Genomic DNA, 24,912 nt, shown 5'->3' with positions numbered 1-24,912 from the left:
TCATGCAGTTCCCGCAATCGTTTGGCCGAACCCAACTACCGCTTTTCCATGACGCCATAGTCGCCAGCCCGGTGCCACTTGCGCTGGAACTCGACGAGCAATGGGAAGAGGAACCCGAAGCCTTCAGCGAGCTGTCGCTGAGCGGCGCTGCCGGGCATTGCCGCCACCTGCTAGCCCCCATCCTTCGCGAACTCAGCCAGGAGCAGGATGCCCGCTGGCTGACATTGATCGGCGCGCCCGCCAGCCTTACCCAGGGCTGGTTGCGGGATGCCGGGCTGAATCGCGAGCGTATCCTGCTCCTCGAGCCCCGGGGAGAGCGCAGTGCGCTGGAATTGACATGCGAAGCCCTTCGACTAGGCCGTAGCCACACCGTAGTCAGTTGGCTGCGTTTGAACCGGACGGAGAAACAGGCACTCGCCCAGGCAGCACGCCAGGGTGGCGCACAAAGCCTAAACATCCGGCTGGGATAGGAATCGAGCCCACGACCGGAACAAGGCCGCAATGGATTGGTAACAGTCGAGGGGAATAATCGGTTACGAAGGAGCCGACCAAGCGTCCATCAATGCAGGACGCGCGGGCCTTCGTCGTGATCCACTTCACCTTCAGCAAGACGACCGGCCATCTGTACGCCCACGTTGAGCATGGCCTTGGCGACTTCCAGGTGATGCCCTTGCAGGAACGCCTTGGCGTCGGAAGAGAAGTCCAGCGTAACCAACGCCTCCTCGTCTTCCGCGCGGCGCAGGATGATGCGGCCGTCGGGCAGCTCGACTATTTCCAGAAAGGACGTTGGCATGGGGTCATCTCTCCACTAAAGGCGGGCATTGTACCAGCCGGCTGACGGGCCGCCCTAGCCCATCGATCTACTCAGCACTCCGACAGCCCCTCACGGAAGCGCAACGCCAGTGCCTTCAAGTTCTGCCGCCACTCTTCCAAGGTCACCCCGGACAGAGGCGTCGGCTCGTCATCCACACTTACAGCCTGGATCAGCGGCATTGCCCGGTCGACCTTCGCCTTCTTTGGCGCCTGGGGCGGCAGGAACAGTGCAGCGTGCGCAGCCAGTAGTTCGGCCAGCCAGGTTTCAGGCTGCTGGGCCAGTTCGACCAGTTCGGACAACTCGGGGCTCGGCGCGGCGGCGAGCACGTCAGCGGTCAACAGCAATTCCGGGCGCGGCGCGGCAGCCTGAGGCAACCGGTAGAACCCGGCGATCTCGTGGCAGAGACCGAGCAACGCGCCATGGAGATGGAACAAGGCCGCTTCGCGCTCTGCCTGAACCAGCGCCTGGGCATTCATCGCCCGCCCTTCCTCAGCCTTGCGCAAGGATTCCAGCGCCAGGCCGGCGAAGTAGAGTTTCTGGTTCGTGCGGGTGTAGAGCTCATGCGCCATGGCGGCCACTCCTGCTGGATCAGATCGGTAGTATGCGCGCCCACCCGGGCAGGCGCGCAACCGCCAATCAACGCTTGTCTTCGACCTTCCACTTGCCGCCGTCGAAGAAGGCACGCCAGCCGGTCGGCTTGCCGTCCACTTCGGACTGCACGTACTGCTCCTTGGTCTTGCGACTGAAACGAATGACGGCCGGGCGACCGTCAGGATCCTTGGCCGGCGCACTGAGCAGGAAGTGGTACTTGGGATCGAGCTCGTCCTTGTGCGGAATCAGTTCCAGCACCAGTGGCGCTCGAGTCTCGCGGTTCTTCGGGAACTGGCTGGCGGCCAGGAACAGACCCGAAGCGCCATCGCGCAGCACGTAGGTGTCATCCACCTTCTCGCACTTGAGCTCGGGCATCTTGATCGGGTCGATCTTCGGCGGCGCAGCCTCGCCATTCTTGAGCAGCTTGCGGGTGTTCTTGCAGCTGGGGTTGGTGCACCCGAAGAACTTGCCGAAACGGCCGGTCTTCAGCTGCATCTCGCTGCCGCACTTGTCGCACTCGAGGCTCGGGCCTTCATAGCCCTTGATGCGGTACTGGCCCTGCTCGATCTCGTAGCCCGCGCAATCCGGGTTGTTGCCGCAGATATGCAGCTTGCGGGTCTCGTCCAGCAGGTAGGCATCCATAGCGGTGCTGCAGATCGGGCAGCGATGCTTGCCACGCAGCACGCGGGACTCGGACTCACCTTCGTCGTCCGCGGCGATCTCGTCACCCGGAACCAGGTTGATGGTGGCCTTGCAACGCTCCTTCGGCGGGAGGCTGTAGCCCGAGCAACCCAGGAACACGCCGGTGGAAGCGGTACGGATCATCATCGGCCGGCCGCACTCACGGCAGGCGATGTCGGTCGGGGTCGGCTGGTTGACGCGCATGCCGCTGTCAGCGACTTCGGCCACTTCCAGCTTCTTCTTGAAGTCGCCGTAGAACTCGTCAAGCAGGTTCTTCCAGTCGCGCTCTCCCTGGGCCACGTCGTCCAGGTTCTCTTCCATGCCGGCGGTGAAGCCATAGTCCATAAGGTTCGAGAAGCTCTCGTTCAGACGCTCGGTGACGATGTCACCCATCTTCTCGGAGTAGAAGCGACGGTTATGCACCGTCACATAGCCCCGCTCCTGAATGGTGGAAATGATCGCGGCATAGGTGGATGGGCGGCCAATGCCCCGCTTTTCCAGCTCTTTGACCAGGCTGGCCTCGGAGAAACGTGCCGGCGGCTTGGTGAAGTGCTGACTGGGATCGAGCTTGATCAGCTTGAGTGCCTCGCCTTCCTTCATGTCGGGCAGCACATCGTCTTCACCCGGCTTGCTCTGCTGCGGCAACACGCGGGTGTAGCCGTCGAACTTGAGGATGCGACCCTTGGCGCGCAGCTCGAAGTTGCCGGCAGCCACACTGACGCTGGTGGACAGGTACTCGGCCGGCGGCATCTGGCAGGCCACGAACTGGCGCCAGATCAGGTCGTACAGGCGCTCGGCGTCGCGCTCCATGCCCGACAGCTGGGTCGGCTTGAGATTGACGTCCGAGGGGCGGATGGCCTCGTGGGCCTCCTGGGCGCCTTCCTTGCTCGAATAGAAATTCGGCTTGGCGGGCAGGTACTTCTCACCGAACTCGCCCTCGATGAAGCCACGCACCATGGTGATGGCGTCGGCAGAGAGGTTGGTCGAGTCGGTACGCATATAGGTGATGTAGCCCGCCTCGTAGAGACGTTGGGCCATCATCATGGTTTTCTTCACCCCGAAGCCCAGGCGATTGCTCGCCGCCTGTTGCAGTGTGGAGGTGATGAAAGGCGCTGACGGACGGCTGGAGGTCGGCTTGTCTTCGCGCTTCTGCACGCTGTAGCTGGAGGACTTGAGCTGCTCCAGCGCGGCCATGGCCTGGGCTTCGTTCAGCGGCTTGAAGGCCGCACCGTTCTCCTTGGCCACCTCGAAGCGTACGTTGGCCCCCTTGGCAGTGCCCAGATCGGCGTGGACTTCCCAGTACTCCTCGGGCACGAAGGCACGGATCTCACGCTCACGCTCGACCACCAGCTTCACCGCCACCGACTGCACGCGACCGGCGGACAGGCCGCGGGCGATCTTCTGCCACAGCAGCGGCGAGACCATGTAGCCCACCACGCGGTCGAGGAAGCGGCGCGCCTGCTGGGCGTTGACGCGGTTGATATCCAGCTCGCCGGGCTGGGAGAAGGCCTCCTGGATGGCCTTCTTGGTGATTTCGTTGAACACCACGCGCTTGTAGCGGCTGTCGTCACCGCCGATGGATTCCCGCAGGTGCCAGGCGATGGCCTCCCCTTCGCGGTCCAAGTCGGTTGCGAGATAGATGGTGTCGGCATCCTTGGCCAGTCGGCGCAGTTCCTCGATCACCTTCTCCTTGCCGGGAAGGATCTCGTACTTCGCCTTCCAGCCGTGCTCGGGGTCGACGCCCATGCGGGTGAACAATTGGCGCTTGGCCTTTTCCTTGGGCGATAGCGCCGGAGCCTCGGACGCGGCCGCCTTGCCGCGCTTCACCGGTTCCTTGCTGGCACTGGCCGAACCGCTGGTAGGCAGGTCACGGATATGGCCGATGCTCGACTTCACCACGTACTGGTTGCCCAGGTACTTGTTGATGGTCTTGGCCTTGGCCGGGGATTCCACGATGACCAGCGATTTGCCCATGGATCGGAAATTTCCTGAATTCGATAAATGAAAGGCGGGACCGCCTGACGCGGCACCGCTATATATAGTGGCGAACGAGACGAGGTCAAGCTTGCCCGCCGCCCCGGGATACCTCAGCGACGCGGAAAGAGATCTGACTCGGCAGTCACCAAAGCGAAGCGGGCGATCTGCTCGCCATCCACCTCGACCGTCTCGGTGAACATGCTCAGCGGGCGGACCCAGAGGCCGTGCTCGCCGTAGAGAGCCTGGTAGACCACCAGCTCTTCTTCGGTCTCGGAATGGCGCGCCGTACCGATCACACGGTACTGCTGCCCTTTGTAGTGACGATAGAGTCCAGGTTGCAGGCTCATGTTCCCCTCGTGTCCATCTATGGTCCGGTTCGCGAAGGGTGCGCATGGTGCCCACTCCCGTGCCCGCTGGCCAGCCCCGTTGACGAAATAAGCCCCATGAAAGCAAAAAACCGGGGCACCCAGGCCCCGGTCTTTTCCATCAGCGGACGCTTAGACGCGTTCGAAGACGGTGGTGATGCCCTGGCCGAGACCCACGCACATGGTGGACACGCCCAGAGTACCGCCGTTCTGCTTCATCACGTTCAGCAGGGTGCCGGAGATACGTGCACCGGAGCAGCCGAAGGGGTGACCCAGAGCGATGGCGCCGCCGTGCAGGTTGACCTTCTGCTCCATCTTATCGAGGAGTTTCAGGTCCTTCAGCACGGGCAGGGCCTGAGCGGCGAAGGCTTCGTTGAGTTCGACGAAGTCGATGTCGTCCATGCTCAGGCCGGCGCGCTTGAGCGCCTTCTGGGTGGACGGCACCGGGCCGTAGCCCATGATCGCCGGGTCGACACCCGCGACCGCCATGGCACGCACCACGGCCATCGGCTGGATGCCGAGATCCTGGGCGCGCTGGGCGCTCATCACGATCATGCAGGAGGCGCCGTCGGTGATCTGCGAGGACGTACCTGCAGTCACGGTGCCGCCTTTCGGGTTGAACGCAGGCTTCAGGGCGGCCAGGCTTTCGATGGTGGTCTCCGGACGGATGGTCTCGTCGAAGTCGAACACCTTCAGGAAGCCATTCTCGTCGTAGCCTTGCATCGGGATGATTTCATCCTTGAACTTGCCTTCGACGGTAGCCTTGTGTGCCAGGCGGTGGGAACGCTCACCGAAGGCGTCCTGCTGCTCGCGGCTGATACCGTGCATCTTGCCCAGCATCTCGGCGGTCAGACCCATCATGCCCGAGGCCTTGGCGGCGTACAGGGACAGGTGCGGGTTCGGATCGACGCCATGCATCATGCCGACGTGGCCCATGTGCTCCACACCACCGACGACGAACACGTCGCCGTTGCCGGTCTGGATGGCCTGCACGGCGGTGTGCAGGGCGCTCATGGAGGAGCCGCACAGGCGGCTGACGGTCTGGCCGGCGCTGGTGTGCGGGATCTGGGTCATCAGCGACGCCATGCGTGCGATGTTCCAGCCTTGTTCCAGGGTCTGGTTCACGCAGCCCCAGATCACGTCTTCGACTTCAGCCGGGTCCAGCTTGGTGTTGCGGGCCAGGACGCCGCTGATCAGTTGTGCCGACATGGTCTCGGCACGGGTATTGCGGTGCATGCCGCCTTTGGAACGACCCATCGGGGTACGGCCGAAGTCGACAATGACTGCATCTCTAGGATTCAGGCTCATATTTCTACTCTCGCTCTGTTCGTTCCGCGATTAACCGAAAAACTTCTGGCCCTTGGCGGCCATTTCACGAAGCTTGGCGGTCGGGTGGTACAGCGCGCCCAGTTCGGCGTACTTGTCGGCCAGGGCAACGAATTCGGCTACACCGATGGAGTCGATGTAACGCAGTGCACCACCACGGAAGGGCGGGAAGCCGATACCGTAGATCAGGCCCATGTCGGCCTCGGCTGCGGTGTCGACGATGCCGTCTTCCAGGCAACGAACGGTTTCCAGGCACAGCGGGATCATCATGAAGTTGATGATGTCTTCGTCGGTCAGCTCACGCTGCTCAACGACGATGGACTTCAGCAGCTCGTAGGCTTCCGGATCGGAGACCTTCTTCGGCTTGCCGCGCTTGTCGGTTTCATAGGCGTAGAAGCCCTTGCCATTCTTCTGGCCCAGGCGGTTGGCCTCGTACATCACGTCGACGGCGGTCTTGCCTTCCACGGCCATGCGGTCCGGGAAGCCTTCGGCCATCACGTCACGGCCGTGGTGGCCGGTGTCGATGCCGACTACGTCGGAGAGGTAGGCCGGGCCCATGGGCCAGCCGAACTTCTCCATGACCTTGTCGATGCGCACGAAGTCGACGCCGAAGCCCAGCAGCTTGGAGAAGCCGCCGAAGTACGGGAACAGCACGCGGTTGACCAGGAAGCCGGGGCAGTCGTTGACCACGATCGGGTTCTTGCCCATCTTCTTGGCGTAGGCAACGGTGGTGGCCACGGCCACTTCGCTGGACTTCTCGCCACGGATGACTTCGACCAGGGGCATCATGTGCACCGGGTTGAAGAAGTGCATGCCGACGAAGTTCTCAGGACGCTTCAGCGCCTTGGCCAGCAGGCTGATGGAGATGGTGGAGGTGTTGGAAGCCAGGATGGCATCCTCGCGAACCACGCCTTCCACTTCGGCCAGCACGATCTGCTTGACCTTCGGGTTCTCGACCACGGCTTCGACGACGATGTCGACGGCACCGAAGTCGCCGTAGGACATGGTCGGGCGAATGGCGGTCAGGGCCTCGGCCATCTTGGCCGGGGTCATGCGGCCTTTCTCGACGCGCTTGCCGAGCAGCTTGGAAGCCTCGGACAGCCCCATCTGGATACCCTCTTCGCGGATATCCTTCATCAGGATCGGAGTGCCTTTGGAAGCCGACTGGTAGGCGATGCCGCCGCCCATGATGCCGGCGCCGAGTACGGCGGCCAGTTTCACGTCGCGAGCGATCTCGTCGTGCTGCTTGGCTTTCTTCTTCAGTTCCTGGTCATTCAGGAACAGGCCGATCAGGCTGGCAGCGACCGGGGTCTTGGCCAGCTTGACGAAGCCGGCGGCCTCGACTTCCAGCGCCTTGTCACGACCGAAGTTGGCGGCTTTCTGGATGGTCTTGATGGCTTCGACCGGAGCCGGGTAGTTCGGACCGGCCTGGCCGGCCACGAAACCCTTGGCGGTTTCGAAGGCCATCATCTGCTCGATGGCGTTGAGCTTGATCTTCTCCAGCTTGGGCTGGCGCTTGGCCTTGAAGTCCAGTTCGCCGGAGATGGCGCGCTTGACAAGGTCCAGAGCGGCTTCCTGGAGTTTCGCAGGAGCGACGACGGCGTCGACGGCACCCACTTTCAGGGCGTCGGCGGCCTTGTTTTCCTTGCCGGAAGCGATCCACTCTATGGCGTTGTCGGTACCGATCACGCGCGGCAGGCGCACGGTGCCGCCGAAGCCCGGGTAGATGCCCAGCTTGACTTCAGGCAGGCCGATCTTGGCGGTCTCGCTCATGACGCGGTAGTCACCGGCCAGGCACATTTCCAGGCCGCCGCCGAGGGCGATGCCATTGATCGCAACCACGGTCGGAACCTGCAGGTCTTCGAAATCGCTGAAGATCTTGTTGGCTTCGAGGTTGCCTGCCACCAGCTCCTCGTCGGGCAACTTGAAGTTGTCGACGAATTCGGTGATGTCCGCACCGACGATGAACACGTCCTTGCCACTGCTGACGATAACGCCCTTGACCGACGCATCGGCCTTGATGGCGTCAACCGCCTGACGCAGCTCATTGAGGGTAAGACGGTTGAACTTGTTGACGGACTCACCCTTGAGGTCGAACTTCAGTTCGACGATGCCGCCCTCAAGAGCCTTAACCGTGATGGCTTTACCTTCGTAAATCATCAACTGATCTCCACGGTATGGAAGCTGAACAGTACACATCGGAGCCAACCGGCGAACCGGCTCGAGGCATTGCCGTCGAGCTTAGTCCGATTCGGTCCGGCACACCCACCGACGCGATATCGGGTAGTTATTGGACGTTTCTGTAAGACAAACGCTCAATTCATACGCCCGTTTGATTTGGGTGCGCACACATTCACGGAAAAGTCCGCTGTTGTCAATTGTGCTTCGTGACCGTACAGCCACGCTCAACCCGCTCTGCCACCAGCCTTTGCGCAGGCCCGGCAGCCCTCTGGAAAGCAACATGCGGCATGGTTATGACAAGCCATCAGGCAGGCGACGGAAGGCTCGATAACGTGACGTGCCGCACGCTAGCCAAACGCCAGCGCGGCGGGTAGAGTCGCGCGTTACGGCCGGGACAGGCCGAATAACAAAAACAACTAGATGACGCCCTAGAGGCACACGGAGTAGCGACATGACGAGCCGTACGCTTGCCATTCTGCTGGGCACCCTGCTCACCCTTTCCACCCTATCCATCCCCGCTCAAGCCGCCGACCCCGCCACCAGCCTGCTCAAGCTGCACCAGATGCGCCTCGCCGCGCAGAAGAGCCTGGGCGACTTCTATATGTACAACGGCATGGAGGGCGACCAGCGCTACGCGCGGATGATCGACGAGTCCGTCCAGGAAGCGGATGCACGCCTGAAGGAGCTGACCGAAATGCCGGGCGACGGGTCCAAGGCCCTGCGCGTGCAACTGGGCGAGCAATGGAAGGACTACTCCGGTGAGCTGACCAACCTGGTCGTCGCGCTCAAGACCAAGGGTTTCACCGACCTGCAACCCATCGCCGACATGACCGCCCGCAACCAGAAGCTGCTGGCCATGGCCAAGGAGCTCTACGGGAAGATCCAGCAGGAAAGCGGCGTCAACGTCCCCCCGCTGACCCAGCAAAGCCGCGAGCAGAGCCTGCTGATGCAGACCATCGCCGTCGACTACGCCTCTCGCAGCGCCTCGGTCGGCGCGTCCTTCTTCGGCGGTGGCGAAGGCAAGCCCATCGACGAACTGGCGCGCGACTTCGCCGGCCAGCTGGCAGCCCTTGAGCAGCAGCCGAAGAACACCCCGCAGATCAAGCAGGCACTCACCAGCATCGGCACGAAGTGGCGATACATCGAGAAATCGCTGCAGAACTACAACGAAAACAGCGTGCCGTTCCTGATCAACAAGTATTCCGACAGCATCATCGACGGGCTCGAAGGCGTTTCCGCCCAGTACGCCGCGACGCAACTCTGAAATACCCCGCCCCCTCCCGGGCCCATTGCGCGGCCCGGGCGACGCCTGCATCAAACCACCGCGCGCAGCACGTCGGCGATGCGCTGCAGGTCCTCGGGCGTGCCCCGCTCGCCCCAGCAGAGAGCGATCATCTGGGAATTGGCCTCGATCTTGTAGACATCCGCTGGCAGACCCGCAAAGCGCGCCAGCATCGCCGGGTCCTCCAGCGGCTCGCGCCACTGGTTCTGCCACTGCCCGGGCGCAACCTGCCAGTAACACCAGGCACCGGGGGCCCCGCGAGGGCGCGGGCGGTGATATTGAGCACAGGAGGCAGGAGGCTCGACCGGCAACCAATGGGGCCACTCCTGGCGCGAGAGCTGCATGGCCAGCCCCATCCGCCTCGCCTGCATGCGCAACTCCATGCGCCCTCGCTGCCCCTTGGAAGGCACCAGCCAGACCAGCGGGCTGAGCACGGCGAGCAGGAGAAATAGCACCAACCAGAGGGTCATAACGTCATCCCATGATGAAAATCATGCCGCCGGGCACCCGTGGCGGCCATACTGAGTCCAAGCGCAAACCTTAAGGAGGAGTCACCCATGCCCTACAAGCACATTCTGGTCGCCGTCGACCTCACCGACGAGTGCCACCCGGTGGTGCGCCGCGCCCAGGCTCTCGCCCTGGCGACCCAGGCCAAGCTGTCGCTGGTGCATATCGTCGAACCCATGGCCATGGCCTTCGGCGGTGACGTACCCATGGACCTCTCGATGCTCCAGCAGCAGCAGTTCGAACAGGCCCGGGAACGCCTCGATGGCTTCGCCGGCCTCTACCCGGAACTGCTCACCGAACAGCGCCACCTGGCCTACGGCCAGCCGCGCCAGGAAATCCACCGACTCGCCGAGGAACAGGGCTGCGACCTCATCGTCGTCGGCAGCCACGGCCGCCACGGTCTCGCCCTGTTGCTGGGCTCCACCGCCAATGACGTCCTGCATGGTGCGCCCTGCGACGTGATCGCCGTCCGCCTCAAGAAGAACGACTGACCCACCCGCCGGCGGAGGCCTCAGAAGAAGCCTTCGTCGGCGCTCATGACCAGCGGGCGGATCTTCTGCAGCTGGGTTTCCAGCGAGTAGGTCATGCTCGATGCCATCGAGAAGAAGGTCAGGAAGGCCTTCAGGTTCGAATCGCCATCGCACACATCATGGATGCGCTGCCAGAACGCCTGGTTGACCAGCTGCAATTGCTGGAACAGACGCACCAGCCCCTTCAGCTCCCAGTCCGCATGCCGCCCTTCGCGGAAATTGAAGTACTGCCGCGCGAGATAAAGCGATACGGCGCGCAGGATGAACTCCTGGTTGCTGGCGAACGGCAGGTGTTGCTGGGCCATCGGCTTGAGGCGGCCCAGCACCGGGCAGGCACTGGTCGCCATGATCACCCCGAGCAACGCCCGCAGCCCTTCTTCCAGGCCCACCTGCTTGGTGTACTCCCGCTCCGGGGTGCGCACCAGGAACACCGCCTTCTTGAATGCAGGCAGCCCGTGGAAGTCCTCGATCACCCGGTGCAGGTCGACCGCCGCCGGGCAATGGCTGAACTTGTCCCTGGAGAGCGGGCAGTTGCTGCACTGCTGGAACTCCAGGCGCGTCCATTTCGGCGCGGCCAGCGCGCGCTCCTGATCGTATTGACGATCCAGCTCGATGCGGTAGCTGAACTCGTGTTCGTCATCCAGGGTGATGCGGTACTCGACAGCCATGGGCTCTCCAGCTCGGTGATTCTTCAGTCGTCCAGTTCGGCCCAGCGTTCCAGCAGGCGATCCAGCTCCTGCTGTTGCTGCTCGAAACGCTCCAGCACGGCACGGGTCTGCTCCGCGGGCCGCTGGTAGAACGCCGGGTCGGAAATTTCCTGCTGTACCGCCGCCATCTCCGCTTCCAGGGTCTCGATCTGGCCGGGAAGCGCTTCCAGCTCACGCTGCAATTTGTAGCTGAGTTTCTTCTTCGGCGCCTCGCTGGCGGTCGCCAACGGTGCGGGCTGGACGGGGGCCGGAGCGACCGTAGCGGTGGGCTCGGCCTTGCCGGACTTGGTCTCGCCCACGCCCAGCAGGCGCGGCGAACCGCCCTGGCGCAGCCAGTCCTGGTAGCCACCGACGTACTCGCGCACGCGCCCTTCCCCCTCGAACACCAGGGTGCTGGTCACCACGTTGTCGAGGAAGGCCCGGTCGTGGCTGACCATCAGCACGGTGCCCGGGAAATTCAGCAGCACTTCCTCCAGCAGCTCCAGGGTTTCCACGTCCAGGTCGTTGGTCGGTTCGTCCAGCACCAGCAGGTTGGCCGGCTTGCTGAACAGCTTGGCCAGCAACAGGCGCGCGCGCTCACCGCCCGACAGCGCCTTGACCGGCGTGCGGGCACGCTGCGGGCTGAACAGGAAGTCGCCCAGGTAGCTCAGCACATGGCGGTTCTGGCCATCGATGGAGATGAAGTCGCGGCCCTCGGAAATATTGTCGATCACCGTCTTCTCGGGCTCGAGCTGGTGACGCAGCTGGTCGAAATAGGCCACCTCCAGCTTGGTGCCGACCTCGATCTTGCCGCTGGTCGGCTCCAGGTCGCCCAGCAGCAGCTTGAGCAGCGTGGTCTTGCCGGTGCCGTTGGCGCCCAGCAGGCCGATGCGGTCGGAGCGTTGCAGCACCAGGGAGAAATCGCGGATCAGCGGCGCGCCGCCCGGATGGGCGAAGCTCACGCCCTCGGCGACCATCACCTGCTTGCCCGACTTCTCCGCGGACTCCAGCTGGATGGTGGCCTTGCCCTGGCGCTCACGGCGATCGGCACGCTCGGCACGCATGGCCTTCAGCGCGCGCACGCGCCCCTCGTTACGGGTACGGCGGGCCTTGATGCCCTGGCGGATCCACACCTCCTCCTGGGCCAGGCGCTTGTCGAACAGCGCGTTGGCGGTCTCTTCCGCCGCCAGTTGCTGCTCCTTGTGCACCAGGAAACTGGCGTAGTCGCCGTTCCAGTCGATCAGGTGGCCACGGTCCAGTTCGAGGATGCGCGTCGCCAGGTTCTGCAGGAACGAGCGGTCGTGGGTGATGAACAGCACGGCGCCGCCGAAGCCCATGAGCGCTTCTTCCAGCCAGGCGATGGCGCCGATGTCCAGGTGGTTGGTGGGCTCGTCCAGCAGCAGCAGGTCCGGCTCGGAAACCAGCGCCTGGGCCAGCAGCACGCGGCGACGCCAGCCGCCGGAAAGCTCGGCCAGGGTCTTGTCCGCCGGCAGTTGCAGGCGGCTCAGGGTGCTGTCCACCAGCTGCTGCAGGCGCCAGCCATCCTTCGCCTCGAGCTCCTGCTGCACATGCATCAGCTTGTTCAGGTCTTCGTCGCCGTGGATGTTCTGGCTGAGGTGGTGATACTCGGCCAGCAGCGCGCCGACGCCGGCCAGCCCCTCGGCCACCACGTCGAACACCGTGCGGTCGTCGGCGCGCGGCAACTCCTGCGGCAACTCGCCGATCTTCAGGCCCGGGGCGCGCCAGATCTCGCCGTCATCGCCATGCTGGTCGCCCTTGACCAGGCGCAGCATGCTCGACTTGCCGGTGCCGTTGCGGCCGATGATGCACACCCGCTCGCCACGGGCTATCTGCCATGACACCTTGTCCAGCAGCGGCATGGCGCCGTAGGCAAGGGATACATCGCTGAACTTGAGCAGGGTCATGGGCGCCTCCGAAAACAGGGGGCGCATTCTACCCGGTTTGCGCCCCGGCATATCCGCCATTTTTTCATCATGTTTCCTCCGCCGGATCGGATTTCACCCGGGCCGGGCAACAGGCTAAGCTACGCAGGTCCGGTGGCGGCCAGGCCGTTGCCCCATACGATTTCTCTACCCGGAAGTGTCATGCGCGGTCGTCTGCTCAGCCTGTTCTCCTGCCTGCTTCTCACCACCGTCACACTCGATGCAGCCCACGCGGTCCCTCTTGCCCAGCAACGTCAGATGTACGACGAGGCCAAGCGTGCCCTCGCCAAGGGCGACAGCGGCCCCTACAAGCGCTATGCCACGGCCCTGGCCGACTACCCGCTGGAGCCCTATCTCGCCTATGACGAGCTGACCGCGCGCCTGAAATGGGCCAGCAACGACGAGATCGAGAAGTTCCTCGCCGAGCATGGCGACCTGCCCCAGGCCAACTGGATGAAGCTGCGCTGGTTGCGCTGGCTGGCCGAACGCGGCGAGTGGAAGACCTTCGTCAACTACTACGACCCAAAGATGAATTTCACCGAACTGGACTGCCTCTATGGCCAGTACCAGATCAAGAACGGCCTCAAGGCCGAGGGCTACAAGAGCGCCGAAAAGCTCTGGCTGGTGGGCAAGTCCCAGCCGGAAGCCTGCGACGTGCTCTTCGACCTCTGGCGCGCCGAAGGCCAGATGACCGAGCAGATGCGCTGGCGCCGCGCCAAGCTCGCCGCCGAGGCGCGCAACTACGGCCTGGCCAGCTTCCTGGTCAAGGGCCTGCCGACCCTGCAGGCCCAGGGCAAGTTGCTGGTGGATGTCGCACAGAACCCGCAGATGCTGAGCCAGACCGCCCGCTTCGCGCCGGCCGACAAGGCCATGGCCGATGTAGTCGGCCTGGGCCTGCGCCGCCTGGCCCGCCAGGACCCGGAAAAAGCCATGTCCCTCCTCGATGGCTACGCCGCACGGATGAAATTCTCCAGCAGCGAGAAGGTCGCCATCGCCCGCGAGATCGGCCTGACCCTGGCCAAGAGCTACGACTCGCGCGCCCTCAAGGTCATGACCCAGTACGACCCCAAGCTGCGCGACAACACCGTCAGCGAGTGGCGCGCGCGCCTGCTGCTGCGCCTGGGCCAGTGGGACGACGCCTACAAGCTGACCAAGCAGATGCCCGCCGAGCTGGCCAACACCAACCGCTGGCGTTACTGGCAGGCCCGCAGCCTGCAGCTGGCGCAGCCGCAGAGCGCCGAAGCCGCCCGCCTCTACCAGCCCCTGGCCAAGGAGCGCGACTTCTACGGCTTCCTCGCCGCCGACCGCATCCAGGCGCCCTACCAGCTCAACAACAAGCCGCTGGCCCTCGACCCGCGCCTGGTGCAGAAGGTGCGCAACACCGCCGGCATCCGCCGCGCACTGGAGTTCCACGATCGCGGCCAGATCGTCGATGGTCGCCGCGAGTGGTACTACGTAAGCCGCCTGTTCAGCCGCGACGAACTGGTCGCCCAGGCCAAGCTCGCCTATGACATGCAGTGGTATTTCCCGGCCATCCGCACCATCAGCCAGGCCCAGTACTGGGACGACCTGGACATCCGCTTCCCCATGGCCCACCGCACCTCCCTCACCCAGCAGGCGCGCTTGCGTGGCCTGCACTCCAGCTGGGTCTTCGCCATCACCCGCCAGGAAAGCGCCTTCATGGCCGATGCGCGCTCGGGCGTCGGCGCCATGGGCCTGATGCAGCTGATGCCCGGCACCGCCAAGGAGACCGCACGCAAGTTCGGCATCCCCCTGGCCTCGCCGCAACAGGCGCTGAACCCGGACGTCAACATCCAGCTCGGTGCCGCCTACCTCAGCCAGGTGCACGGGCAGTTCAACGGCAACCGCGTACTCGCCTCCGCCGCCTACAACGCCGGCCCCGGTCGCGTGCGCCAGTGGCTCAAGGGGGCCAACCACCTGGCCTTCGACGTCTGGGTGGAAAGCATCCCCTTCGACGAAACCCGCCAGTACGTGCAGAACGTACTGTCCTACTCGGTGATCTACGGCCAGAAGCTCAACGCCCCGCAGCCCCTGGTGGACTGGCACGAGCGTTTCTTCGACGACCAGTGATCCCTCGCTGGAATGCAAACGGACGCCCAAGTGGCGCCCGTTTCGTTTCCTGGATGAAATCCGCTGCGGGGTTACTCCAGCACCTCGACGTCCATTCCCACCTCCAGCGTGCCGTTGGAACGGTTGATCAGGTTCTGGCCGAAATAGACCTCGCCCTCGCGCTCACGGTAGGTCTTGAGGGTGGTGAGGGGCTCGCGGTCGGGGCTGCGTTCACCAGTGGCGGGGTCGATGGTGGTGAGGATGCAACGGGTGCAGCCCTTGGCGACGCTGAACTCGACGCCGCCGATGCGGATGCGCTTCCACTCGTCCTCGGCGAAGGGCGCGCCGCCTTCCACCACCAGGTTGGGACGGAAGCGCAGCATCTCCAGCGGACGGCCAACGCGGCTGGAAAGATCATCCAGCGAGGCCTGGCCGATCAGCAGCAGCGGGAAGCCATCGGCGAAACCGACCTTCTCCTCCGGCAGCAGGCTCCCGGGAATATCCCGGGCGCGTTTTTCGGGCACATGCACGAGGCGGGTGGGCTTGCCGATGAAGGCGCTGAGCCAGTCGGCGGCCTCATCGCCGGCATCGGGTACACGCATGGAATCCTTCCAGATGAAGGTCCCGCGCAGGTCGCTGTCGGGATCGGGCAGCTTCACGTCGAGCGACGGCCGGCCGGCGGTGGCCAGGGTCAGGCCGCCCTCGGCGTTCCACAACGCGCTCAGCTGCGACATCTGTGGCAGCGCGCGCTGGGTGAGGAAGCGGCCATTACTCGCATCCACCAGCATCCAGCGTCGATCGCCGGCCAGCCCGAGGCCATCGAGCTCGGCACGCTCCAGGCGTTCGCCGATGGCGGATTTCATGGGAAAACGATAGAGGGCGGAGAGACGCAACATGGGGCCGGCATCCTTGGGCGGTCAGCGAAGGCCCCGTTATACGGAATCGCGGGCCGGGGCCTCAACCCCGGCTCGCAAAAAGGTCACTCATCCTTCTTCAGGCGGTCAGCCACCACGTCCACCAGCTTGTCCGGCTGGAACTTGGAGAGGAAGTTGTCGCAGCCGACCTTCTTCACCATGGCGTCGTTGAAACTGCCGGATAGCGAGGTGTGCATCACCACGTAGAGGTCGCGCAGGCGCGGGTCGTTGCGGATCTCGGTGGTCAGGCGGTAGCCGTCCATCTCCGGCATCTCGGCATCAGTGAAGATCATCAGCAGCTTGTCGGTCATCACCTCGCCGGAATCGGCCCACTTCTTCAGCAGGTTCAGCGCCTTGAGGCCGTCGCTGGCCGAATGGGTGCGGATACCCAGCTGCGACAGGGTCTCGCGCAGCTGGGTCAGGGCGACGTTGGAATCGTCCACCAGCAGCACTTCGCGGCCACGGGCCTTGTCCAGCAGCGGATTACTCAGGCGCTCCTCGGACACCCGGGTGCTCATGGGCACGATCTCGGCCAGGACCTTCTCCACGTCGATGATCTCGACGATCTGGTCCTCCACCTTGGTGATCGCCGTCAGGTAGTGCTGGCGACCAGCGCCACCGGGCGGCGGCTGGATGGACTCCCAGTTGAGGTTGAGGATGCGATCCACGCCCCCCACCAGGAAGGCCTGCACGGAGCGGTTGTACTCGGTGACGATGATGGTGCTGCGCTCATCCGGCACCAGCGCGCGCATGCCGATGGCGCGGGACAGGTCGATCACCGGAAGGGTCTGGCCGCGCAGGTTGACCACTCCGCAGACGAAGGGGTGGCGCTGGGGGATCAGGGTCAGCTTCGGCAGTTGCAGGACTTCCTGCACCTTGAACACGTTGATGGCGAACAGCTGGCGGCCGGCCAGGCGGAACATGAGGATTTCCAGGCGGTTCTCGCCAACCAGCTGGGTGCGTTGATCGACTGTGTCGAGAATACCGGCCATTGCGTGCTCCTGTTGAATGTTCGAGCCAGACTGCGGCTGCACCTGCGTTATCGGCAAAGGGCCGTATAACTGTAGCGATCATGGCCTGGCGCCATCATGCACCAGGCGGGTCGACGGCACCAGAAGCCGCTTACTGCCGTCCGTCCTGCAACAACGGAGAACCGTCCGGCAGATGTAAGCGTAGTGCGTCGCGGCGCGCATTGAAGCGAACCTGCCTGCATTCCATGGGTTCTCCGTCGAGATTCATGTCCAGCCCCTCGGGCGCCTCCACCTCGACCCAGGGCAGGCGCGCACTCACCGACACCGCGTCCACCCCGCCGATGCCGCCTGAAAGCAGGGTGCCGAGCGTGCCCACCACGTCCTGCGGGGCCGGCACGATGCACAACTCCAGCAACCCGTCGTCCACCCGCGCATTGGGACACAGCACGTGGCCACCGCCGGCCTGGCAGCCATTGCCGATGCCCACGGCGAGGAATTCGCCCTCCCATTCGAAGTCAGGCCCCTTGAAGCGCCCAAAGGCCGAATGCACCTCGGAAAAGCGCGTCAGCCCGGTGAGGAAGTAGGCCGCGCCGCCCAGCACCTTCTTCAGGTCCTCGGACGTGTTGGCCGTGATCTTCGAACCGAAGCCGCCGGTGGCCATGTTGAGGAACAGCCGCCCATCCGCCTCACCCAGGTCGATCGACCGGGGTGCCACGTCCAGCAGCGCCAGCGCCTCGCCAGGCAGCAACGGCACGCCGGCTGCACGGGCGAAGTCGTTGGCGGTGCCCAGGGGCAGCAACGCCAGGCTCGCGTCCTCCCCGGCCAGGGCCATGGCCTCGGCGACATCGCGCAAGGTGCCGTCGCCACCGCCGGCGATCAGGGTCCGGTAACCGGCGTCCAGCGCCTCGCCGACGATGCGCCGGGCGTCGCCGCCCTCCCAGGTGACGCGCACCGCCAGTTCCCATCCCGCATCGCGACGCGCCTGCACGGCTGCGCGCACCTCCTCGTTCAGTGCCTGTTTTCCATGCAGGATCAGCAACGCCTTGCGCTCGCTCATGAACCACTCCATTCACCGGGGAATCGGTCGAGTATATGCCTCGCACCGTAGGAACAACTTCAGACAAGCGTCAGAGACGGATTACACAAATATCTAATATGTCGATCTGTTTGTTGAATTATTTACGCTTTTTGTCGATACGAACTTGATGAAAAATGGCCTCCAACACGCCGCAGAGCCCAACCACCTGCGAGCAACGAGGAGATTCCCATGATCGAAGTACGCCCCTTCAACCAGCTCGGCGGTGCCCATCACGGCTGGCTCAACGCCCGTCACCACTTCTCCTTCGCCGAGTACCACGACCCGGCGCGGATGAACTGGGGCCAGCTGCGCGTCTGGAACGATGACGAGATCGCCGCCAACAGTGGCTTCCCGCCGCACCCGCATCGGGACATGGAAATCATCACCTACGTCCGCGAAGGCGCGATCACCCACCAGGACAACCTGGGCAACAAGGGCCGCACCGAAGCCGGCGACGTGCAGGTGATGAGCGCGGGCACCGGCATCGCCCACAGCGAGTACAACCTGGAAGGCGAGACGACCAAGATCTTCCAGATCTGGATCATGCCCACCGAGTTCGGCGCCGCGCCGTCCTGGGGTGCCAAGCCCTTCCCGAAAGGTGAGCGCGCCGGCAGCTTCGTGACCCTGGCCAGCGGCATAGACGAGGGCAGCGATGCCCTGCCCATCCGCGCCAGCGCCCGCCTGGTAGCCGCCACCCTGAAGGCTGGCCAGCAGGCGGAATACCGCCTGGAGAGCGGCCGCAAGGCCTACCTGGTGGCTGCCCAGGGCCGTTATGAAGTCAACGGAGTGGCCGCCGAGGCGCGCGATGGCGTGGCGATACGCGATGTCGAGGTGCTGAGCTTCACCGCCAGCGAAGACACCGAGATCGTGCTGGTCGACGTCGCCTGATCAGGCCCGCAACGAAAACGCCCCCGGGGTTCCGCTCCGGGGGCGTTTTTCATTCCGCGCTAGACCGCCTTCGCATCTGTGGGAGCGAATTCCTTCGCGATAAGCCCACCACCGCGACGCCGGGCGGCGCCATCACGCCGGATACCCGGTGATCTCGCGGATCTTATGGTACAGCGGCTTCAGCTGCCGGTACATGCGCTGGTAAACGCCCTGGTAGAGCCGCTCGTAGGTGCGCTGCGCCTGCGGGTCCGGGTGGAACACCTGGCCGACACGGGTCATGGCGCGGATCGCCGTGGGAAAGTCCGGGTGCAGCCCCAGCCCCACCGCGCAATCGATGGCCGCGCCCAGCCCCGAGGTTTCGTAGACATGCGGACGCTCGGCCGGCAGGCCGAAGATATCCGCCGTCAACTGCATGGCCGCATCGCTTTGCGAGCCGCCACCGGAGACACGCAGGCGCCTGATCGGCGTGCCCGAGCGCTTCTCGATGCGCTCCTTGCCCTGGCGCAGCGCATACGCCAGGCCCTCGAGGATGGCGCGGTAAATGTGCGCGCGGGTGTGCACGTCACCGAAACCGATGATCGAGCCTTTGGCCTCCAGCCCCGGCTCGCGGATACCCGGCGTCCAGTAGGGCTGCAGCATCAGCCCCATGGAGCCCGGCGGCACGCTGTCGACCAGTTCATCGAACAGCGCCTCGGGCTCCACGCCCAGCTCCTTGGCCCGTTGCATCTCGCGCAGGCCGAACTCCTGCTTGAACCAGCTGACCATCCAGAAACCGCGGTAGATCATCACCTCGGTGTTGAAGTGATCGGGGATCGCCGCCGGGTAGGGCGGGATCAAGGGAATCGTCTCCAGGTAGCTGCGCCGGGTGGTGTTGATGGTCGCCGTGGTGCCGTAGGACAGGCACGCCGTGTCCGGCTCCACCCCGCCCGAGCCCATCACCTCGCAGGCCTTGTCGGCGCCGGCGGCGATCAGCGGCAGGCCCTCGGGGATACCGGTCAGGCGGCTGGCCTCGGCGCTGATGCTGCCCAGGCGCTCGCCGGGCTTGAACAGGTCCGGCAACTGCTCGCGGCGCACCGGCATCGCCTGCCACTTCCAGTCCTTGGGCGAGGCCCAGTCCAGGCGCTTGTAGTCGAACGGCAGGTAGGCCACCTGGCAGGCCACCGAATCCACGTAGCGGCCACACAGGCGATGGGTGAGGAAGCCCGACAGCAGCAACACCTTGTGCGTCCGCTGCCAGATGTCCGGCTGGTGCTGCGACACCCAGTTCACCTCGGCCTGGGCGCGGAAATAGTCCACCGTGCCTTCGATGCGCAGCAGGCGGAACAGCCAGCCCCAGGGGCCCTTGATACGCCCCTCGACCTCGGCGCGGCGCTGGTCCAGCCAGATGATCGCCGGGCGCAGCGGCTGGCCCTGCTCGTCGACGTTGATCACCGTGCCGCGCTGGGTGGTGACCGAGACGCCACGGATCAGGCTGCGGTCGATGTCCACGGACTCCCACAGCAGGCGGCAGGCTTCGGCGAGGCTCGACCAGTAGTACTCCGGGTCCTGCTCGGCCCAGCCGGGCTGCCGGGAGTAATAGGCCTCCAGCGGCACCTTGCCCTTGCCCACCAGGTTGCCGTCCAGGTCGAACAGCAGCGCGCGCACGCTCTGGGTGCCGTTGTCTATCGCCAGCAGGTAGCTCTTCTCGCTCACGGTGGATTCCTTGTTCTTATTCTGCGGGCAGGCTGTAGCTGCGCTGCCAGAGCGCAGCATAGGCCCGTTCCTCGTCTTCCCAGCGCGCGTCGCTCCAGCCCAGGCGCGCTTGGCACAGCGCCCGGATACGCGGCATCAGCGCCGCGCCGCCGCCAGGCAGCAACAGGCCCAGGCGGGTCCGACGCAGCAGCAGGTCGTCCAGGTGCAGCACCATTTCGCCCTCGGCCGCCCAGGCGAGTTCCGCCCAGAGCGTATCGGTGGCGCCGACGCGATCGCTGCCCAGCGCCTCGACCAGCCGCGCGATGGCGGCGAGCTCGGGGCCGTGCCGCCCCGCCAGGCGCCGATGACCCAGGGGCCCCAGGCCTGCCAGGCTCGTTCCCGGCGCCGGGGTGAACACCGCCGCGCCGAGATCGTCCACGGCACGGCCGGTGAAGGCCGCACAGGCACGCAGCACTTCCAGCGCCAGCAGGCGGAAGGTGGTCAGCTTGCCGCCGGCCAGGGTCACGCAGCCGGGTTCGATCCACAGCGCGTGTTCACGCGTCTCGTCGGAAGGCTTCAGCGAGCCTTCGCCATCGCTCACCACCGGACGCACGCCGGCCCAGGTGGAGAGCACGTCTGCGCGCCCGATGGCGGCGGCCGGGAACTGCTCGCGGCAGGCGGCCAGCAGGTAGTCGACTTCCCCGGGGCTGATGCGCGCATCCAGGTCCAGTTCTTCGCGGTGGTCCAGGTCGGTGGTGCCGACCACGGTCGCGCCTTCCCAGGGGAAGACGAACACCGGCCGGCCATCGTCCGGGTGCATGAAGCTGATGGCGTGGGCCAGCGGCAGGCGCCAGCCGGGCAGCAGCAGGTGGCTGCCACGCAACGGGCGGATGTGCTCGCTGCCCTCGCGAAGGCGCAGGCGATCGGCCCAGGCGCCGGTGGCCTGGGCCACGGCGCGGGTGCGCAGTGAAAAGCGCCGGCCGCTCTCGATGTCTTCCGCCACAAGGCCGGTGACCTGGCCTTGCTCGCGGGTCAGTTCCACCACGCGTACACCGTTGAGCGCCTCGCCGCCGTCGCGGCGGGCCTCGGCCAGCACGCGCATCACCAGGCGCGCGTCGTCGGTGACCGCGTCGAAGAACTGCGTGCCGCCCTGCAGCTTCGCCTCATCCAGCCCGGGAGTGAGGAAGCGCAATTGCTGCAGCGAGTGATAGAGGTGGTTGCGCTTGCCGGCCAGGGCGTCGTAGACCGCCAGCAGGCTGCCGAACACGCGGGGGCCGGGAAAGCCGCCGCGGTGGGGCATGACGAAGCTCAGCGGATCGACCAGTCCCGGCGCCTCGGCCAGCAGGCGCTGGCGCTCGCGCACCGAGTCGCGGGTCAGGCCGAACTGGCCCTTGGCGATGTAGCGCAGGCCGCCGTGGACCATCTTCGAAGAGCGGCTGGAGGTGCCCCAGGCGAAATCGCGCTGCTCCAGCAGCAGGCACTTCCAGCCCCGCCTGGCCGCCTCGCGGAGGATGCCGGCACCAGTGATGCCACCGCCGACGACGATCAGGTCCCAGTCCCGCGCCGCCAGCTCCGGCAGCGCGCGCTCGCGCCAGGCCGCGTTCCAGGGCTGCATGGTCAATCCTGGATCAGCACGCCGGGGGCCAGGCGGCCCTCGGGGTCGAAATGCCCGGCCAGCGCCTTGAGCACCGCCATGCCGCGCTCGCCCTTCTCCACCGGCAGCCAGGGCGCGTGGTCACGGCCCACGCCGTGCTGGTGGCTGATGGTGCCGCGGTTGTGCGCGATCACCTCGCTGGCCGCGCGCTTGAGCCGGCTCCAGCGCTGCAGGGCCTGCTCGTAGCTGGCACCGGGGCGGAACACGTAGGTGGTGTAGATGCTGGAACCCTCGCCATAGACGTGGGACAGGTGGGTGAAGACGTGGACGCGCTCGCCCTCCTCCGCCAGCCCCTCGCGCAGGCTGGCCTCCACCTTGTTCAGCAGGGTGTCGACGTTGATCCAGTCGGTGGCGGTCTCCAGGGTGTCGACCACGTAGCCGGCATCCCACAGGCCGTGGCGCAGGTAGGGGAAGCGGAAGCGGTTCTCCGCCCACTTCTTGCCCAGCAGGGTGCCGGTGAACACGCCGCCGAAGCCCTTGAGCAGCTTCTTCGCCTGGCGCAGCGACACGGCGTTCTGCTGGCGGTTGCCGGTGACGCCGAAGGTGAGCATGCACTTGCCGGTGCGCGCACCGCGGAAGGCCAGGTACTTCTCCAGCAGGGCGATCTGCTCGGGGTGGCCGGCCAGGGCCAGCTGGGTCTCGGTCTCGATGGCGTTGGACAGGCGCAGCATCGACAACGGCACGCGGGCCTGGGCCAGCGCGCGGATGCCTGCCAGGGCCTGCTCCCAGCTCGGCAGGAACACGGCGTAGAAGCTTTCCTGGTCGGCCAGGCGGGTGACCCGCACGCGCACCTCGGAGATCACCCCGAAACGGCCCTCGGAGCCCAGCACCACCTCGCGCAGGTCCGGCCCCGCGGCGGATGCCGGGAAGGTCGGCAGCTCCAGCGGGCCGTCGAAGGTTTCCAGGGTGCCGCCGGCGAACAGCTGCTCGATGCGCCCGTAGCGCAGGGACTGCTGCCCGCTGGAACGGCTGGCGACCCAGCCGCCGATGGTCGAGAGCTCCCAGGACTGCGGGAAGTGGCCGAGGGTGTAGCCCCTGGCGCGCAGCTGGCTTTCCACCTGCGGGCCGTTGGCACCGGGGCCGAAGGTGGCGATCAGGCTTTGCTCGTCCAGGTCCAGCAGGCGGCTCATGCGCTCCAGGGAAAGCGTCAGCACCGGGCGCTCGCCGGCCTGCGGGTTGATGTGGCCGGCCACCGAGGTGCCGCCACCGTAGGGGATGAGCACCACATCGTGCTTCTTCGCCCAGGCCATCAGTTGGCGGATGTCCTCGGCGGTCTCCGGGTAGGCGACGCCGTCGGGGAACACCTCGAAGCGGCCTTCGCGCATCGCCAGCCAGTCCGGCAGGCTCTGGCCACGGGCATGACGCACGCGCTCCTCGGCGTCCTGGCTGACCAGCACGTGGGGCGGCAGCCGCGAGGGCGGCACCTGGGCCAGCACCTGCGCGAGGGTGGCATCGTCCAGGCGCTGGCCGGCGCCGACGCGCTGAGCGAGAAAATCCGTGCCATTGGCCGGCAGTTCCACCACGGTCGACTCGTCGCCCCAGCCGTTCCAGCGTCGCATGCCCATCTCCTTGTTCGAGTTGTTTCGGAGGTTTTCAATGGGTGCCTATACTAGCCAGCCGCGCAAGGGCGTCACTGTCGGATCGGGACAGTGGCTATCGCCAATCAAGACATTTCAGAACAAGAAGAAACCATGGATTCCCTCGGCTACACATCCGTCCCCGCCCTGCTCAAGTACCTGCGCCACGCCGAGCACCTCGGCCTGGACGTGGCCGCTGCGCTCGACGCCGCCGGCATCCGCGCCGAGGAGCTGGCCGACAACGGCAAGCGCATGCCCAGCGAGGCCCACGAGCGCCTGCTGGAGCACCTGATGGCGGTCTCCGGCGACCCGCTGTTCGGCCTGCATTCCGCGCGCTTCGTGCAGCCGGGCTCGTGGAGCGTGCTCGGCTACATCACCATGAACTGCGCCACCCTGGGCGAGGCGATGAGCCGCATCGTCCCCTACGAGAAACTGGTGGGCGACATGGGCACCAGCCGCATCGAGGCTGCCGAGGAGCACATCCGCCTGATCTGGAACTGCCGCCACGAAGCCCCGGAGATCCGCCGCCACATGGTGGAAAACGTGCTCGCCTCCTGGCTGCTCTACGCCCGCTGGATCGCCGACATGGAGCGCTCGCCCCGCGAGGTCTGGTTCGAGCACGCCCAGCCCGCCGGCACCCGACTGGAGGACTACGAGGAGGTCTTCGGCTGCCCGGTCCGCTTCGGCCAGACCTGCAACGCCCTGCTGGTACCCCTGGAATACCTCGGCGTGCCCCTGCGCCAGGCCGACGCCAACCTGCTGCGCACCCTGGAAGAGCACGCCCTGGCGCTGATGGCCGGGCTGGACCAGGACGAGCCGCTGCCGCAACGGGTGAAGAACGCCCTGCGCTTGCTGCTCAAGGACGGCCTGCCGCGCAAGGAGCGGGTCGCGGAAAAATTCCACATGACGGTGCGCACCCTGCAGCGCCACCTGCAGCAGGCCGGCACCAGCTACCAGCAGATCCTCGACGAACTGCGCCAGGAACTCGCCGAGCACTACCTGCTGCGCAGCGACCTGGCCATCCAGGACATCGCCAGCTACCTCGGCTTCACCGAGTCACGCTCCTTCCACCGCAGCTTCAAGACCTGGACCGGGCAGACCCCGGGGGAATACCGCGAGGCTAAGCGACAGGGTTAATCCGCACCCGGCATGTGCAGCGATCGGCATGTACGGTGGGTGAAATCCGCAAGAGGGGTCGAGTTGAGC

General features: G+C 65.5%; 21 protein-coding genes. 6 read left to right on the top strand and 15 right to left on the bottom strand.

The genetic code is table 11. The features are described 5' to 3' along the window. The first annotated feature begins 2 nt into the window (after positions 1 to 2). On the top strand, positions 3 to 470 hold the full coding sequence (gene sulA, locus HSX14_RS09125; protein ID WP_173173762.1) for an SOS-induced cell division inhibitor SulA: 468 nt from the start codon (positions 3 to 5) through the stop codon (positions 468 to 470). Positions 471 to 559: 89 nt separating this feature from the next. On the opposite strand, the gene HSX14_RS09120 is transcribed toward sulA, so the two are convergent. From HSX14_RS09120 to fadB, 6 genes are all read right to left on the bottom strand, one after another. Then, entirely contained in the window at positions 560 to 793 is a 234-nt protein-coding gene (locus HSX14_RS09120; protein ID WP_111262746.1) for a hypothetical protein, read from the bottom strand. Positions 794 to 864: 71 nt separating this feature from the next. Next, positions 865 to 1,383 carry a DUF6586 family protein gene (locus HSX14_RS09115; protein ID WP_173173760.1) on the bottom strand — a complete coding sequence of 173 codons (519 nt, stop codon included), beginning with the start codon at positions 1,381 to 1,383 and terminating at the stop codon, positions 865 to 867. A 67-nt stretch (positions 1,384 to 1,450) separates the two neighbouring features. Then, complete coding sequence (gene topA, locus HSX14_RS09110) at positions 1,451 to 4,060, bottom strand: type I DNA topoisomerase (RefSeq protein ID WP_173173758.1); 2,610 nt, start codon at positions 4,058 to 4,060, stop codon at positions 1,451 to 1,453. A gap of 113 nt (positions 4,061 to 4,173) precedes the next feature. Further along, on the bottom strand, positions 4,174 to 4,410 hold the full coding sequence (locus tag HSX14_RS09105; protein ID WP_111262743.1) for a DUF1653 domain-containing protein: 237 nt from the start codon (positions 4,408 to 4,410) through the stop codon (positions 4,174 to 4,176). 150 nt (positions 4,411 to 4,560) lie between these two features. Continuing rightward, on the bottom strand, positions 4,561 to 5,736 hold the full coding sequence (gene fadA / locus HSX14_RS09100) for an acetyl-CoA C-acyltransferase FadA (RefSeq protein ID WP_173173756.1): 1,176 nt from the start codon (positions 5,734 to 5,736) through the stop codon (positions 4,561 to 4,563). A 30-nt stretch (positions 5,737 to 5,766) separates the two neighbouring features. After that, complete coding sequence (gene fadB / locus HSX14_RS09095) at positions 5,767 to 7,914, bottom strand: fatty acid oxidation complex subunit alpha FadB (protein ID WP_111262741.1); 2,148 nt, start codon at positions 7,912 to 7,914, stop codon at positions 5,767 to 5,769. A 472-nt stretch (positions 7,915 to 8,386) separates the two neighbouring features. Here fadB and HSX14_RS09090 point away from each other — a divergent pair, with 472 nt between their 5' ends. After that, positions 8,387 to 9,199, top strand: a complete 813-nt coding sequence (locus tag HSX14_RS09090) for a hypothetical protein (protein WP_173173755.1) — start codon at positions 8,387 to 8,389, stop codon at positions 9,197 to 9,199. Positions 9,200 to 9,249: 50 nt separating this feature from the next. Here HSX14_RS09090 and HSX14_RS09085 read toward each other — a convergent pair whose 3' ends face one another. After that, positions 9,250 to 9,687: a hypothetical protein gene (locus tag HSX14_RS09085; protein WP_173173753.1), complete on the bottom strand. Its 438-nt coding sequence runs from the start codon at positions 9,685 to 9,687 to the stop codon at positions 9,250 to 9,252. 87 nt (positions 9,688 to 9,774) lie between these two features. Between HSX14_RS09085 and HSX14_RS09080 the strand changes: the two genes are divergently transcribed. Further along, on the top strand, positions 9,775 to 10,215 hold the full coding sequence (locus tag HSX14_RS09080; protein ID WP_173173749.1) for a universal stress protein: 441 nt from the start codon (positions 9,775 to 9,777) through the stop codon (positions 10,213 to 10,215). A gap of 20 nt (positions 10,216 to 10,235) precedes the next feature. Here the strand turns inward: HSX14_RS09080 and HSX14_RS09075 are convergent, their stop codons facing one another. After that, positions 10,236 to 10,922: a DUF6901 family protein gene (locus HSX14_RS09075; protein WP_173173747.1), complete on the bottom strand. Its 687-nt coding sequence runs from the start codon at positions 10,920 to 10,922 to the stop codon at positions 10,236 to 10,238. Positions 10,923 to 10,945: 23 nt separating this feature from the next. After that, a complete protein-coding gene (locus HSX14_RS09070; protein WP_173173745.1) occupies positions 10,946 to 12,865 on the bottom strand; it encodes an ATP-binding cassette domain-containing protein in 1,920 nt (639 codons plus the stop codon). A 180-nt stretch (positions 12,866 to 13,045) separates the two neighbouring features. Between HSX14_RS09070 and HSX14_RS09065 the strand changes: the two genes are divergently transcribed. After that, on the top strand, positions 13,046 to 14,974 hold the full coding sequence (locus tag HSX14_RS09065) for a transglycosylase SLT domain-containing protein (protein WP_173173743.1): 1,929 nt from the start codon (positions 13,046 to 13,048) through the stop codon (positions 14,972 to 14,974). A gap of 71 nt (positions 14,975 to 15,045) precedes the next feature. On the opposite strand, the gene HSX14_RS09060 is transcribed toward HSX14_RS09065, so the two are convergent. The 3 genes from HSX14_RS09060 to yegS all read right to left on the bottom strand — a co-directional run bounded on the left by HSX14_RS09060 (position 15,046) and on the right by yegS (position 17,895). Further along, entirely contained in the window at positions 15,046 to 15,849 is an 804-nt protein-coding gene (locus tag HSX14_RS09060; protein WP_173173740.1) for an MOSC domain-containing protein, read from the bottom strand. Between the two features lie 83 nt (positions 15,850 to 15,932). Next, positions 15,933 to 16,859, bottom strand: coding sequence for a chemotaxis protein CheV (locus tag HSX14_RS09055; RefSeq protein ID WP_173173739.1), 927 nt, complete (start codon positions 16,857 to 16,859; stop codon positions 15,933 to 15,935). Positions 16,860 to 16,989: 130 nt separating this feature from the next. Next, positions 16,990 to 17,895, bottom strand: a complete 906-nt coding sequence (gene yegS, locus HSX14_RS09050; RefSeq protein ID WP_173173737.1) for a lipid kinase YegS — start codon at positions 17,893 to 17,895, stop codon at positions 16,990 to 16,992. Between the two features lie 210 nt (positions 17,896 to 18,105). On the opposite strand from yegS, the gene HSX14_RS09045 reads away from it, so the two are divergent. Next, positions 18,106 to 18,804 carry a pirin family protein gene (locus tag HSX14_RS09045; RefSeq protein WP_173173735.1) on the top strand — a complete coding sequence of 233 codons (699 nt, stop codon included), beginning with the start codon at positions 18,106 to 18,108 and terminating at the stop codon, positions 18,802 to 18,804. Positions 18,805 to 18,936: 132 nt separating this feature from the next. On the opposite strand, the gene HSX14_RS09040 is transcribed toward HSX14_RS09045, so the two are convergent. From HSX14_RS09040 to HSX14_RS09030, 3 genes are read right to left on the bottom strand one after another with little or no spacing between them, the layout of a single operon-like run. Next, entirely contained in the window at positions 18,937 to 20,496 is a 1,560-nt protein-coding gene (locus tag HSX14_RS09040; protein ID WP_173173733.1) for an FGGY-family carbohydrate kinase, read from the bottom strand. A 16-nt stretch (positions 20,497 to 20,512) separates the two neighbouring features. Then, positions 20,513 to 22,090 (bottom strand): glycerol-3-phosphate dehydrogenase/oxidase, encoded by a 1,578-nt coding sequence (locus HSX14_RS09035; RefSeq protein WP_173173731.1) that lies wholly within the window; start codon positions 22,088 to 22,090, stop codon positions 20,513 to 20,515. A gap of 2 nt (positions 22,091 to 22,092) precedes the next feature. Next, entirely contained in the window at positions 22,093 to 23,688 is a 1,596-nt protein-coding gene (locus HSX14_RS09030) for an FAD-binding oxidoreductase (protein WP_173173728.1), read from the bottom strand. A 132-nt stretch (positions 23,689 to 23,820) separates the two neighbouring features. On the opposite strand from HSX14_RS09030, the gene gliR reads away from it, so the two are divergent. Then, positions 23,821 to 24,843, top strand: a complete 1,023-nt coding sequence (gene gliR / locus HSX14_RS09025) for an AraC family transcriptional regulator GliR (protein ID WP_173173726.1) — start codon at positions 23,821 to 23,823, stop codon at positions 24,841 to 24,843. The last annotated feature ends 69 nt before the right edge of the window (positions 24,844 to 24,912 follow it).

The sequence above is a fragment of the Pseudomonas tohonis genome (assembly GCF_012767755.2).
Lineage (GTDB): Bacteria > Pseudomonadota > Gammaproteobacteria > Pseudomonadales > Pseudomonadaceae > Metapseudomonas > Metapseudomonas tohonis.
The sequence above is the reverse complement of the archived record's forward strand: the minus strand, read 5'-3'. Positions and strand labels throughout refer to the sequence as shown.